Annotated in this window: 13 protein-coding genes; 3 read left to right on the forward strand and 10 right to left on the reverse strand. The window is 56.7% G+C overall.

Translation table 11 applies throughout. From position 1 onward, the window contains the following. Positions 1–72 precede the first annotated feature (72 nt). The 10 genes from ychF to AC0V60_RS05510 all read right to left on the reverse strand — a co-directional run bounded on the left by ychF (position 73) and on the right by AC0V60_RS05510 (position 7,510). Positions 73–1,173, reverse strand: coding sequence for a redox-regulated ATPase YchF (gene ychF, locus AC0V60_RS05465; protein WP_486177496.1), 1,101 nt, complete (start codon positions 1,171–1,173; stop codon positions 73–75). Positions 1,174–1,257: 84 nt separating this feature from the next. Then, complete coding sequence (locus AC0V60_RS05470) at positions 1,258–2,250, reverse strand: SDR family oxidoreductase (RefSeq protein ID WP_486177497.1); 993 nt, start codon at positions 2,248–2,250, stop codon at positions 1,258–1,260. A 17-nt stretch (positions 2,251–2,267) separates the two neighbouring features. Then, complete coding sequence (locus AC0V60_RS05475; protein WP_486177498.1) at positions 2,268–2,906, reverse strand: CPBP family intramembrane glutamic endopeptidase; 639 nt, start codon at positions 2,904–2,906, stop codon at positions 2,268–2,270. Between the two features lie 13 nt (positions 2,907–2,919). Next, positions 2,920–3,489 carry an aminoacyl-tRNA hydrolase gene (pth, locus tag AC0V60_RS05480; RefSeq protein ID WP_486177499.1) on the reverse strand — a complete coding sequence of 190 codons (570 nt, stop codon included), beginning with the start codon at positions 3,487–3,489 and terminating at the stop codon, positions 2,920–2,922. Between the two features lie 92 nt (positions 3,490–3,581). Continuing rightward, the gene (locus AC0V60_RS05485) at positions 3,582–4,247 is read right to left on the reverse strand and encodes a 50S ribosomal protein L25/general stress protein Ctc (RefSeq protein WP_486177500.1); all 666 of its coding nucleotides are present in this window, start codon (positions 4,245–4,247) and stop codon (positions 3,582–3,584) included. Between the two features lie 133 nt (positions 4,248–4,380). Next, positions 4,381–5,280, reverse strand: a complete 900-nt coding sequence (locus tag AC0V60_RS05490; protein ID WP_486177501.1) for a TraB/GumN family protein — start codon at positions 5,278–5,280, stop codon at positions 4,381–4,383. A gap of 73 nt (positions 5,281–5,353) precedes the next feature. Further along, positions 5,354–6,277, reverse strand: a complete 924-nt coding sequence (locus tag AC0V60_RS05495; protein WP_486177502.1) for a TraB/GumN family protein — start codon at positions 6,275–6,277, stop codon at positions 5,354–5,356. 58 nt (positions 6,278–6,335) lie between these two features. Then, positions 6,336–7,016, reverse strand: coding sequence for a hypothetical protein (locus AC0V60_RS05500; RefSeq protein ID WP_486177503.1), 681 nt, complete (start codon positions 7,014–7,016; stop codon positions 6,336–6,338). Continuing rightward, a complete protein-coding gene (locus AC0V60_RS05505; protein WP_486177504.1) occupies positions 7,003–7,197 on the reverse strand; it encodes a helix-turn-helix transcriptional regulator in 195 nt (64 codons plus the stop codon). The genes AC0V60_RS05500 and AC0V60_RS05505 overlap by 14 nt, the downstream gene beginning before the upstream one ends. A gap of 178 nt (positions 7,198–7,375) precedes the next feature. Then, a complete protein-coding gene (locus AC0V60_RS05510) occupies positions 7,376–7,510 on the reverse strand; it encodes a hypothetical protein (RefSeq protein WP_486177505.1) in 135 nt (44 codons plus the stop codon). A 272-nt stretch (positions 7,511–7,782) separates the two neighbouring features. Here AC0V60_RS05510 and AC0V60_RS05515 point away from each other — a divergent pair, with 272 nt between their 5' ends. The 3 genes from AC0V60_RS05515 to ppdK are packed head-to-tail and all read left to right on the forward strand — an operon-like array spanning position 7,783 to position 13,609. Next, positions 7,783–8,652 (forward strand): glycine--tRNA ligase subunit alpha, encoded by an 870-nt coding sequence (locus tag AC0V60_RS05515; protein ID WP_486179447.1) that lies wholly within the window; start codon positions 7,783–7,785, stop codon positions 8,650–8,652. After that, entirely contained in the window at positions 8,652–10,946 is a 2,295-nt protein-coding gene (gene glyS, locus AC0V60_RS05520) for a glycine--tRNA ligase subunit beta (RefSeq protein WP_486177506.1), read from the forward strand. The genes AC0V60_RS05515 and glyS overlap by 1 nt, the downstream gene beginning before the upstream one ends. Beyond that, positions 10,946–13,609, forward strand: a complete 2,664-nt coding sequence (gene ppdK / locus AC0V60_RS05525; protein ID WP_486177507.1) for a pyruvate, phosphate dikinase — start codon at positions 10,946–10,948, stop codon at positions 13,607–13,609. The genes glyS and ppdK overlap by 1 nt, the downstream gene beginning before the upstream one ends. Positions 13,610–13,611 lie beyond the last annotated feature (2 nt).

A 13,611-nucleotide genomic window follows, 5' to 3' on the forward strand; every position in this document is an offset into this window, starting at 1 on the left:
TTTGTCTGGCGCAAGCTTGTTACACCGTATGCCGATCAATCGCCGCACAGCGAAATGCGCAAGAGCTAGGCGCTAGACGTTGAATTTGAACAGCATTATGTCGCCGTCTTGAACAACATACTCTTTGCCTTCCTGGCGCAGTTTACCCGCATCACGCGCAGCTGCTTCACCGCCCAGTTCAATGTAATCATCATAGGCGATGGTCTCCGCCCGGATGAAACCCTTCTCAAAATCGGTATGAATTTCGCCGGCCGCTTGGGGAGCCTTGGCGCCGTCGGGAAAGGTCCACGCGCGCGATTCTTTGGGGCCTGCGGTGAAGAAGGTCTTGAGACCCAGCAAAGTGTAGCCAGCGCGGATTACACGGGCGAGGCCGCTTTCTTCCAGACCAAGTTCAGCCAAATATTCTGAGCGGTCTTCCTGCGGCATCCCCACCAATTCCGATTCAATAGCGGCGGACACGACAACGGCCTGCGCGCCTTCGCTTTTCGCTTTCTCGAACACTTTGGCTGACAGGGAATTGCCGGTGGCAGCTTCCTCTTCTGCAACATTGCAGACGTAGAGAACCGGCTTTGCGGTCAGAAGCTGTGCCTGTGAGAACACCCGCGCTTCCTCATCATCATTGGGCTCGACGAGGCGTGCTGGTTTTCCGTCTTTGAGAAGTTCGAGTGCCTGGCCCAGAACCGAAGCCATAATTTTGGCTTCTTTATCGCCAGCGGTCGCGCGTTTTGCTGCGTTGGCAACCCTTTTCTCAAGGCTTTCAAGGTCCGAGAGCATAAGCTCCGTTTCAACCACTTCGGCATCGGCAATCGGGTCCACATGGTTAGAAACATGTTGGATATCGTCATCCTCAAAGCATCGGAGGACATGCACAATCGCGTCAACTTCGCGGATATTGCCGAGGAATTGGTTGCCCAAACCCTCACCAGCGCTCGCACCTTTCACAAGTCCGGCGATATCGACAAACGACAGTTGTGTCGCGATGACCTTCGCACTTGAGGCGATCCCTGCGATTTTCTCAAGGCGCTCGTCAGGGACGGCGACCTGACCAACATTGGGTTCGATCGTGCAGAAGGGATAGTTTGCAGCCTGCGCGGCCTGCGTCTCGGTAAGAGCGTTAAAGAGGGTGGACTTGCCTACATTGGGCAGGCCAACGATCCCGCAACGGAAACCCATGGGTCTGTTCTTTCGATTGTGATGTTTCGCCGCGCCTTAGCCCCGGGCGCAGCGAATGGCCAGCCTTGGTGTGAGCCCTTTGAATTAGGCGTTATGAACCGCTTTGATCCAAGGGCCAAACGGGCTCTCGCCGAGCCATCCGACTTGCACATCGGAGGCCACCTTGTTGATGGCGATCTGCGGTTTGGTGCCGGGGTGAACTTCGCGGCGGAGAGGGCGCGTACCTGCGGGCATGGCGATGACTTCTGCCATTGCGCGCGGCACGTCCATCGGATCGGTTGACCCGCCGCCTGTGCGATTGCCCAATGGTGCGATGAGAGCCTCGTAACCGCTGGTGTGCCTTTCCTCGGCCCGTTCAAGGAGGTTTTGACTGTTTGTGTTGGAGTTGCTCCAGATCATGGTTGGATAACCGCCCGGTTCAATGATGTTCACATCGACACCAAACGGCACCAGCTCATAGGCGAGCTGTTCACTCATCGCTTCGAGCGCAAATTTGGTTGGCGAATATTGGCCATAGCTTGGCACAATGACGCGGCCCAATTGCGAGGTCACATTGATGATCAGGCCGCTTTTCGCTTTGCGCATAGCGGGAAGAACCGCGCGCGACATGCGGTGAGGGCCGAAGACATTGACGTCAAAAAGGTGCTGCGTTGCTTGCATATCCTGGATTTCAATCGGACCGCCATAAGACGTGCCTGCATTGTTGATCAGAACGTCGAGCGTGCCGCCACTTGCTGCGAGAGCCTGCGCTACGCCTTGTTCAACCTGTTCATCCGAGGTCACGTCAATCTCGATCACTTGAAGGTCGAGCATTTCAGTGCGAGCCAACGCCCGAAGCTCTTCTGCTTCTTTGCGTGGCAAATTGCGCATAGTGGCAAACACCTTTGCGCCTTTGCGTGCATAGTCTTCAGCCGCGAGGCGTCCAAAGCCGGTTGAGCAACCCGTGATCAGGATTGATTTGCCTTTGAGATCAGGCTCGGCGTCGATCATATCCTTTGCCGCGACACTGGCGGTGGCAGCAAGAGCTCCGGTTGCGGCGGCACCTGCAAGAAGGCTGCGGCGATTGAGGTCAGGCATTGGAGGCTCCTTTGGCATTAGCGGTCTTGCGCATTTCGCGCTTCTTCGGCTTCAAGCTTAGTCAATTCGCGCAAGAGATACCACAGCGCGAAAATATCATAGAGGAAATGCGCTAGCATCACGACCAGAAGACTGCCTGTTTGCCAATATATGACGCCGAAAAGGCAGCCTATAAGGAATTGCAGAAAGCCGATGATGGGCTTGGTCAAATGGACCGCGGCAAAGACGGCGGATGCTATGAGGATTGCTAGCGGGGTGCCGATGTAATCGGTGAGCAAGACCTGCAAACCGCCGCGAAACAGCGCCTCTTCCCAAACGCCCGCGAAGAACGAAATAACGATAATCACGCGCCAGGAATTGAACTGGGCGAGCCAGCCATAACTCTCGCGCTGCATGCGGATGAGATATTCTGAAACGCGCGGGAAGAAAAAGCCGGCAAGAGCAAGCGTGATTAAGGCGAGGGTGGTCGCGATCCCGATCAGGACATCTTGAAGCGTGAAGGTCACCCAATCCGCAGTCTCGCGTCCAGAAAGCCACCACAGCGATAGGCCAAGGAAGGTCAAACCGATCCCTTGAATTGCGGTTATCCCGAGGAGCGAGCCTTCGGTAAAGTCTGGAACTGCCGTATTGGCGGTGTTCCCGGTCTCGTGGCTCATCTCGGCCGCCTGCTCATCCTTGCTGCCTGAGCGCGACATCGCTCATAAAGCGCGGCGAGTTTCCTTCCGCCAGCCACTTAGCCTCTGCTCCCACTGCGCCGAGCATATCCACGAGGGGGTCTTGTTCAGCCTTGGCATAATTGCCGAGCACATAAGAGTTTACCGCGTCCTTGTGCCCCGGATGGCCAATGCCAAGGCGAATGCGGCGGAAATCGGCACCAAGATGCTTGTCGATCGAGCGAAGACCATTGTGCCCCGCATGACCGCCACCTTGTTTGACCTTCACTTTGAAAGGCGCAAGATCGAGTTCGTCGTGAAAGACGGTAAGGGCATCCAACTCGAGCTTATAGAAGCGCATTGCCTCGCCAACACTGCGCCCGCTTTCATTCATGAAGGTCGCAGGTTTGAGCAGCAGGATTTTCTCAGTACCAATCCGGCCTTCCTGAACCCAGCCCTGAAACTTCTTCTGCTCAGGGCCAAAGCCGTGCATCTCAGCGATAACATCCAGCGCCATAAAGCCGACATTATGCCGGTGAAGGGCATATTTGGGTCCGGGATTTCCAAGGCCAGTCCAGATTTGCATGGTGGTCCTTTAGCGAGGCATCGCACAAAACAAAACACCGAGCTCTTTATCAGAGCCCGGTGCCTTGGTGATTTCGTGTAATCGAAAAAGGCTTAGCCTTCGTCGTCACTCTTTTGCGCAGTTGCTTCAACTTCGTCAGCTGCCGGCGCATCTTCATCTTCGTCGGTGGTGTCACCTTCAGATTGCTTGAGCGCCGATGGTGCTACCAGAGTAACGATAGTGAAGTCGCGGTCTGTAATCGCGCTCTCTGAGCCTTCGGGAAGGCTGATTTCGCTGATGTGGACCGCATCGCCAACGTCTTTGCCAGCGACCGATACTTCGATTTCGCTAGGGATTTTGTCCGCTGCACAAACCAGTTCAAGCTCGTGGCGCACGACGTTGAGAACGCCGCCTTTGACAAGGCCGGGCGAATCTTCCTCGCCAACAAAGACAACCGGGATCGACACATCGACCTTGGCGTCTTTCGACAGGCGATAGAAGTCCGCGTGCGTCGGGCGGTCAGTGACCGGATGCAGAGCAACGTCTTTTGGAAGAGTGCGAACTGTATCGCCGCCCACTTCGACCTGCACAATCGAGTTCATGAAGTGACCAGTCATCAGCTGACGAACCAGTTCCTTTTCCTCGACGTGGATCATTTGGGGTTCTTCCTTGCCGCCATAGATGACAGCGGGGACCCGGCCTTCGCGGCGAAGTGCACGGGAGGCTCCCTTGCCTGCCCGTTCGCGCGCTTCGGCGGGCAATTTCAGAGCGTCGCTCATAACATTAGCCTTTCGAATACATGTTGATTTAGATGCCTTGCACGCCCCGCCTCCAGGGATGACCAGAGCGCCAAGATGCGCGCACATACCGCGCTGAGGTAAGAATACAACCGAAAACTCGCGTGACGTGCCGCTATGAGGGGGTGAGCCGCGTTACGGTATAGCCCTCTTTTTTGAGCATCACGGCAAGCCCGTCGGGGCCCACCAGATGCGCGGCACCAACTGCGATCAGGGGTTTGAGCTCTTGCCCAAGCACCGGCCGCAATTGCCTCATCCAGGCATTGTTGCGATCAACCAAAAGCGCGGCGCGCAATTCAGGGTCTTCCATGATGCCGCGACTTGCCGCCTCTTCAAGGACCGCGCTATCGCCTGTGAGCCATGCCCGCAAAAGACGTTCTGGATTGTCTCTTGAAGAGGCCCATTCCTCGACCGTCCCCTCGAGAAGTTCGCGTTGATCATCAGCGGCAAGCTGGTCAAAAATTCCAAGTTGCTCTCTCGCTGTCTCAAATCCGAGAATCGGCCGGTCTTGGAAATCCTTTATGAGCTGGCGGTCAACGCCGAACTCAGGCTTCCCGGCCGCGTCGACCTGAGCTAGCATAATAGCGGCCGCCCAATCCTCGGCTGCCCGCAATTGCTCCCGCGAGAGGTTTGAGCGGTCCACCATCTCCTCTAGCTGAGGGCGAAGCTCAGGGGCGATCCGGTCCGTTATTGCGGGAAGATCAGGGCTGCGCGAGAGGCTCAGGAACGTCTGTCTGATCGTGTCATTTTGTCCAAGGATTGCGACTTCGACCAGCAATAAATCGGCCTCAGTGACAACCTCATCGAGCTTAGGAGTGCGCCATAATACGCCTTCGGGGAGGGCGTGGATGGTGCCTAGCAGCCATCCCTCGACCTCCCCGTCAGCGTTTGCGAGCTCGTAAAAGAGCGGATTGGGGGGCGGGTAAGGTTTAGTCTCGCTTGGCGCTTCACCCGCCGCCGGTTCACTGCTGCACGCACCAAGCAAAAGCAGCAGGCCAAGGGTGAGTGCAGCCACAGAAGTGGTCCAAATCTTTGTCAGATTGGATTGCCCCATATTTGCACTCACTCTGCCCATTATTTTCTGCCCATCATTGGACGCGCTCGCTTTGGATGCCGCGCGCCTCAAGGTAGTCTTGCACGCTTTTATCGCCTGCAAGGTGACCTGCACCCACTGCCATAAAGACGGTGCCAGGCGTGCTTTCAAGGCGGCTTTCGATCCACTCCGCCCATTTCGCATTGCGCGAATAAAGGAGCGATTCTGCTAGAGCCTCATCATCGAGGTCTTCGTTCATGATCGCAGCAAGGCCATCGGAGTCGCCTTCAACCCATTCTGCTACCATGGCATCAATAGTGTCTTTGACCTTCGGCATGCCCTCAACCGCTTCCATCATAAAGGCGACCTGAGCGTCTTGGGGAAGACCATCGAAAATGCCGATTTGGAATTCTGCGGTTTCCAGCGCATCTTGCGTTGCATCACCGGCTTTTGACAGAATGACCTTGTCGACACCTGAGTTCGGGTCATAACCTTGCTGCATCAGCGGGATGATTGAGAGGGTCAGACCTGCAAGCCATGGTTTCATGGGATCAAAAGCTTGCGGCGGTGCACCAATCCCTGCAAGCGCTGCCTCATAACTTGTCGTTTGTTCCTCATTGAGAAGCGAGCGCAAGGTTGTGCCATCGGTAAATTGACCGCGGGTCTGGGCAAGTTGACCCATTGCAGCTTCGCTTGCCGGGTCCATTTTGATCTCGGTGACCACTGTATCCGACGAGCCCAAAGCTGCATCAATTTCAGCGTCATACCATTCGAGGTCTTTTGGGAGAACGTGTACCGTGCCGAAGAGGTAAATTGTGGTGTCATCATCAGACACCTTCCAAAGCGCAGGTCCTGCGGGGCCGCTTGGCAGTTCAATTAGCTTCGGCTCTACCTCAGTATGATCGTCGGCGAAGGCGGGGCTTGATGCCAGAAGCGCAAGACCTGCGACACTGGCGGTGAGGAGTGAAGATAGTTTCATGGATAGTCCTTTCTTTAGGGATATTGGTCAGTTGAAATTGAGTGAATCTTCGGGAAATTTAGGTGAAACGGCGGTAGCACCAGACTGCGCACCAAACTGTCATCACAATGAGAAACGTAATCATCGGGTCTTGAGCCGGTGCCCAGCCAGCCCGCGAGGCGATCCACCAAAGCGGTGTCAGGCCGGTGTAGAAGTAGAGAGCCAGCATAGCCCCTGCATTATTAGCGGCTGTTTCGTGTTCATCGATAGTGCGCACCCACAAGATTCCAATCACCAATGCAGCGATTACTCCGATGGACAGCACAACCGCCGGTGCCGTTTGCATCGGGGCGTTAGAATACAGTTCTGTATTTTTGTCGCCCGCGGTGATTGCATAGGCAATTCCAATGAACAGACCAGTAATGACTGATCCTTGGAGCAGGCGCGAGGCTTTACGTGTGGTTTTGGATTGGATTTCTCGATCGCTTTTCCGCCAGAATTTCCAAACTCCATAGCCGATCAATGCAGAAGCGCTAAGTACTCCAACCAAGACGCCTAACGACTTAGCAGAGACTTCGCCTTTTTCGAGAGCGGCGCTGGCAAACCCAAACCCGACCCCCAGGACAAATATAAAGAGGAACGCTCCAAGAGTTAAGGCTATCGCTCGCCAAATCCCACCGCTGAAGTGAAATACTGAGCCCTTTTCTGAGCCGTTATCTTTATCAGATTGCGAACCAGCTGTGTCATCAAAATTCGTCATGGAATATCTCCTCAATCGCCATGTCAAACAGACGTGAGATGCGAAAAGCCAGGGGCAAAGAAGGGTCGTGCTTGCCGGTTTCAATGGCGTTGACCGCCTGACGCGAAACATCGAGATGGCCTGCCAAATCGGCCTGCGACCAATCACGCTCGGCGCGCAGCACTTTGAGACGGTTTTTCATGTCATATTGCTCTTTGAGCAGTCCCTTGGGTCGAGAAGTTGCGCGGTCAGATGATCTTTGCCGCGATGTTTCCGGTGGCGTAACCGATGAAGGGCATCGCGAGGAAAATCTGCCAAAGCTTGATGGGTACGCATGTATTGAGAATTTTCATGGTGAAGCTCCTATTGGGCCGGCCAAATCAAAGAATAAGGCCGGCAAAATCAATCGCGACGCTGGCGAGGCCGTAGGCTGCGAGCGCAAAGGTGAGGCTGGCGAGCGCTTGGGCGGTGTTTTCGCGCCAATCGGCCAATGTGCTCTCAGAATTTTTGACCATCGGATCGCCCCTTACCAATCAGTGCTGACGTTTTGTCAGGTTACCCTTACTTTATGTAGCGATTCGCTGACAATGTCAACACTACCTGACTTTTTGTCGGCATAGGGTGACTAAAAGCCCGGAAAAGCTGACTTTTCGGGCATGGGAATCATTCATGGTGCGGCGCACCATTGACGCCTCTCGGGCCATCAGCCATTGGCCACATCGCTATGGCTACAGTGCTTTCCACTCCCGCGATTCCCGCGCGCGATCCGTCCAAGAGCTTTCAGGACATGATCCTGACGCTGCATGATTTCTGGGCGGCCAATGGCTGCGTCATCCTCCAACCATACGATATGCGCATGGGGGCAGGCACGTTTCACACGGCAACAACTCTGCGCGCGCTTGGCCCTGAGCCTTGGAATGCGGCGTTTGTGCAGCCTTGCCGCCGTCCGACCGATGGGCGCTATGGCGAGAACCCCAACCGCTTGCAGCATTATTATCAATATCAGGTGATCCTGAAGCCTTCGCCGAGCGATATCCAAGAGCTGTATCTTGCAAGCCTTCGCGCGATTGGCATTGACCCGCTTGCCCACGACATTCGCTTTGTCGAGGATGATTGGGAGAGCCCGACGCTGGGCGCGTGGGGGCTTGGCTGGGAAGTGTGGTGCGACGGGATGGAAGTCACCCAGTTCACTTATTTCCAGCAGATGGGCGGCTTTGACTGTAAGCCCGTCGCAGGCGAGCTCACCTACGGCCTTGAACGTCTCGCAATGTACATCCAAGGCGTTGATAATGTGTACGACCTTGCGTTTAACAGCCACGGCGTAAGCTATGGCGAGGTGTTCCTTGAGAACGAGCGCCAAATGTCCAAATGGAACTTTGAAGTTGCGGACACCGACGCCTTGTTCGACCTGTTCGCCAAGGCGGAGGCTGAGTGTCAGAACGCTCTCGCCGCTGACGTTCCTATCGCGGCCTATGAGCAAGCGGTGGAGGCCAGCCACCTTTTCAACCTTCTCCAAGCGCGCGGCGTGATCAGCGTCCAGGAACGCGCTTCCTATATGGCGCGGGTGAGGGATCTGGCGCGCTCGTCCTGCGAGAAATATGCTAAGAAGATGGCACCTGAATGGGCCGCAAAATACCCGGAATGGAGCCTTATCTGATGGCTGATTTCCTCCTTGAACTTCTCACCGAAGAAATCCCTGCGCGCATGCAAAAGGGCGCGCGCGCTGAGTTGGAGAAGCTCTATACCCGCGAGCTATCGGCGAGCGGCGTTGCAGCCGGCGACATTACCGTATGGTCGACCCCGCGGCGTTTGGCTCTGATTGCGCGCGACCTGCCGACTGAGACCGAAGCAGTGCGCGAAGAGGCCAAGGGGCCGCCGGTGGGCGCTCCTGATCAGGCTGTTGATGGTTTCTGCCGCAAGAACGGTGTCACCCGCGAGAGCCTCGAGGAACGCGAGATTAAAGGCCGCGCGACCTACTTTGCCGTGATCGAAAAACCGGGTCAGCAGGTTGCAGACCTTCTTGCATCCGCGATCCCTACGATCATCCGCGACTTCTCATGGCCCAAATCCATGCGCTGGGGCGAGGCGTCTGTTTCCTCGGAAAGCACGCGGTGGGTCCGCCCTTTGTCTGGCATCGTAGCGTTGCTGGGCGGCGAAGTAGTGCCGGTGGTGATGGAAGGCTTTGCAAGCGGGCGCGAGACCATGGGCCACCGTTTCCACTCCGACGGGCCGATCTCGATTGATGGCGCGGACGACTACCCCGACAAATTGCGCGCCGCGCGTGTGATCGTCGACCATGAAAAGCGTGCGGCAATCATCCGCGAAGGCGCGAAGAAAGCCGCCGAGGACGCCGGGCTCGTTTTGCTCGAGGATGAGGGGCTGGTGGTTGAGAACGCAGGGCTAACCGAATGGCCCGTGCCGCTGCTTGGACGCTTCGACGAAGAATTCCTCGAAGTCCCACCCGAAGTCATCCAGCTCACCGCGCGGGTGAACCAGAAGTATTTTGTGTGCGAAGACGCGGCCAATGACGGGATGAACCGCCTCGCCAATGCTTTTGTCTGCACAGCCAATATTGAGGCAATTGACCCCGCCGTAGTGGTGGATGGCAACCGCAAGGTGCTTGCGGCGCGATTGGCCGATGCGCGGTTCTTTTGGGAGCTCGATCAGAAGACGACCTTGGCTGAGCACGCGACCAAGCTGGAGCGGATTACCTTTCACGAGAAGCTGGGCACAGTCGCCGACAAGGTTGAGCGGGTGGCAAAACTTGCGCGTTGGCTTTGCGAGGAAGGCATCATTACACCCACATCCGTTCGCCCTGAGCCTGTCGAAGGGCGCGCGCGTGCTTCGACAAGCTCAGCACGAACGGTTGAGGAGTTAGCGGACCTAGCCGAACAAGCTGCACGACTTTGCAAGGCAGACCTCGTTACCGAAATGGTCGGCGAGTTCCCCGAGCTGCAAGGCCTGATGGGCGGATACTACGCCGAGAAAGAGGGCCTTCCGCCAGAAGTCTCAGACGCGATCCGCGACCACTACAAACCCGTGGGGCAGGGCGATGATGTGCCGACTGCTCCGGTGACGGTCGCAGTGAGCCTGGCGGATAAGTTGGATACTCTTTTTGCGTTTTTCGCAATTGATGAAAAACCTACTGGATCAAAAGATCCATTTGCGCTGCGTAGAGCCGCGATCGGTATTCTTCAGATTTTGGGCGAAAACTCATTGGATTTGTCGGTCCTTCGCTCCTTCAAAGTGTCCTCCCTTGCTTGGATTGAAATGGCTACTCGGCGAGTCAGGAAGGACACGAAGTATCGACTGAACGAGGAGGACTTGGACTTTGATGACGTCGACCGCCTTCGGCTAATGATAATTAATCAAGACCTCGAATTTGCGCCTACCGATTTCGTTCAGGAGTTTTCTCGCCTCTATCAGCTATGGGACTATAGTGCGCGGCACAGCGCTCTCGATTTCTTCGCCGACCGCCTAAAAGTTCAGCAACGCGAGGCGGGCGTTCGCCACGACCTCATTGACGCTGTATTCGCCCTCGGCGGAGAGGACGATCTCGTCAGGCTCCTAGCCCGAGTCCATGCCCTCCAAAGCTTCATCGAAACAGATAACGGCGCAAACCTCCTCGCTGGCTACAAGCGGGCGGCGAATATCCTCAAGAAAGAGGAATGGGAGGCGGGCGCTATAAATCCTGCTCCCGAACCTGCCGAAGCCGCTCTGATCGCCGCGCTCGATACAGCGGAACCAAAGGCTGCTTCCGCCATTGAAGCCGAGGATTTTGAAGCCGCTATGGAAGCGCTTGCATCCTTGCGCGCTCCCATCGACGCGTTCTTTGAAGGCGTCACGGTGAATGATCAGGATACGGTTAAACGTGACAGTAGGCTTGGTCTCCTGGCGCGCCTACGCAACGCGGTGCACGGTGTCGCAGATTTCTCAAGGATTGAAGGTTGATGGTCGAGACAGTCTACCCCTTCGGCGGAAGCGCCGCTCACGATGATCCCCGTCAGGGTGACAAGACGATCACCGGGGGCAAGGGCGCAAACCTTGCCGAAATGGCGAGCATTGGCCTGCCTGTTCCTCCGGGTTTCACCATCACCACCGAAGAATGCGTGCGCTATCTGAACGAAGGCGCGGACTTCTCTGATGAGCTGCGCGGCAGTGTCGATGAGGCGATTGGACATATCGAGAAATCGGTCGGTAAGCGCTTTGGTGATGCGTCTGACCCGATGCTCGTATCCGTTCGCTCAGGCGCGCGCGTGTCGATGCCAGGGATGATGGACACGGTCCTCAATTTGGGCCTCAACGATGAAACGGTTGAAGGTTTAGCGCAAACAAGCGGCGATGAACGGTTTGCCTGGGATAGCTATCGCCGTTTCATCCAGATGTATTCTGATGTTGTGCTCGGAATTGACCATGGATTGTTCGAGGAGGCGCTGGAAATCTGCAAGGAAGACAATGGCTTCTATGCAGACACTGAACTCTCTGCCGATGATTGGAAGGCGCTTGTAGGAGAGTTCAAGGGCATCGTTTCGAGTGAATTGAACGAACCCTTCCCGCAAGACGTGTTTCATCAACTTTGGGGCGCGATCCGGGCTGTGTTCGACAGCTGGGACTCAGACCGCGCCAAGGTTTATCGCCGCCTCAACGACATCCCCGGTGACTGGGGAACGGCCGTCAATGTGCAGGCGATGGTGTTCGGCAATATGGGCGACACGTCGGCAACCGGCGTTGCCTTCACCCGCGACCCTGCGACGGGTGAGCGTGCGTATTACGGCGAATATCTCATCAATGCGCAAGGGGAAGACGTTGTCGCTGGCATCCGCACGCCGCAATACCTTACCAAGGCCGCGCGTGAGACCGCAGGCGCAAAGGCGCTTTCAATGGAAGAGGCGATGCCAGAGGCTTATGGCGAGCTGGCGCGCGTGTTTGACCTGCTCGAAGGTCATTATAAAGATATGCAAGACATCGAGTTTACCGTTGAGCGCGGCAAGCTTTGGATGCTGCAAACTCGCTCTGGTAAACGCACGGCGAAAGCCGCGCTGCGCATGGCGGTGGATATGGAAGGCGAAGGCCTCATCACGCAGGAAGAGGCCGTGCGCCGCGTTGATCCCATGGCGCTGGACCAGCTGCTCCACCCGACCCTTGATCCTGATGCGGAGCGCAACATCCTCGGTTCTGGTCTTCCAGCATCGCCGGGCGCTGCCGCGGGTAAGATCGTGCTTGATGCCGATACGGCTGAGCAATGGGTTGAGCGCGGTGAGAAGGTCATCCTTGTTCGGGTCGAGACATCGCCCGAAGACATCCACGGGATGCACGCAGCACAGGGCATTCTTACCGCGCGCGGCGGTATGACCAGCCACGCAGCCGTGGTGGCGCGCGGCATGGGACGGCCTTGCGTCTCTGGTGCCAGTGCAGTGTCGATCGACCTTGCCTCGCGCACGTTGCGGATTGGTTATGAGGAACTCAAAGAGGGTGACGAGATCACTCTTGACGGCGCGAACGGTCAGATCATGCTGGGCATTGTGCCCACGGTTGAGCCTGAGCTTGCCGGTGACTTTGGCACGTTGATGGTGTGGGCAGACGCTCACCGCCGCATGAAAGTGCGCACAAATGCCGAAACTCCAGAAGACTGCAAAATGGCGCGCAGCTTTGGCGCAGAAGGCATCGGCCTTTGTCGCACAGAGCATATGTTCTTTGATGCAAGCCGCATTAAGGCCGTGCGCCAGATGATCCTCGCCGAAGAAGACGCGGGCCGCCGCGCGGCTTTGGACGTTCTGCTTCCCGAACAGCGCGCGGATTTCACTGCGATTTTCGAAGTTATGGCGGGACTGCCTTGCACGATCCGCCTGCTTGATCCGCCTTTGCATGAGTTCCTGCCCACACAAGACGCTGAGTTCGAAGAGCTTGCCGATGTGACTGGGCTGGGTGTGGATCACTTGAAACGCCGGGCAGGGGAGCTGCACGAGTTCAACCCAATGCTGGGCCACCGTGGTTGCCGTTTGGGGATCACTTTCCCGGAAATCTACGAGATGCAGGCGCGCGCCATTTTCGAGGCGGTGTGCGATGTGAAGGCATCCTCCGGCGAAGCGCCTTTGCCCGAGATCATGATCCCGCTGGTGGCGACTTCGAAAGAGCTCGCTATCCTTAAAACGCTTATTGATGAGACCGCGCAAAAGGTGTTTGCCGAGAAGGGCGCAGAGGTTGAATACCTCGTGGGCACTATGATTGAACTGCCGCGCGCAGCGTTGATGGCCGGTGAGATCGCCGAGGAGGGCGCGTTCTTTAGCTTTGGCACCAACGATTTGACGCAGACCACTCTCGGGGTGAGCCGCGATGATTCAGCGCGCTTCCTTGCGCCTTATGTCGAGAAAGGCATCTTTGCGCGCGATCCATTCGTGAGCCTCGATATAGAAGGTGTAGGCCAGCTGGTCGAGCTTGCCGCCGAGCGGGGCAGGGCGACGCGCCCTGACATCAAACTCGGTATTTGCGGTGAGCATGGGGGCGACCCTGCCTCCATCGCTTTCTGCGAAAGCGTTGGCCTCGATTACGTCAGCGCCTCGCCTTACCGCGTGCCGATTGCACGGCTTGCAGCGGCTCAGGCAGCGCTAAAGTAAGG

The sequence above is a fragment of the Erythrobacter sp. S259 genome (assembly GCF_057364965.1).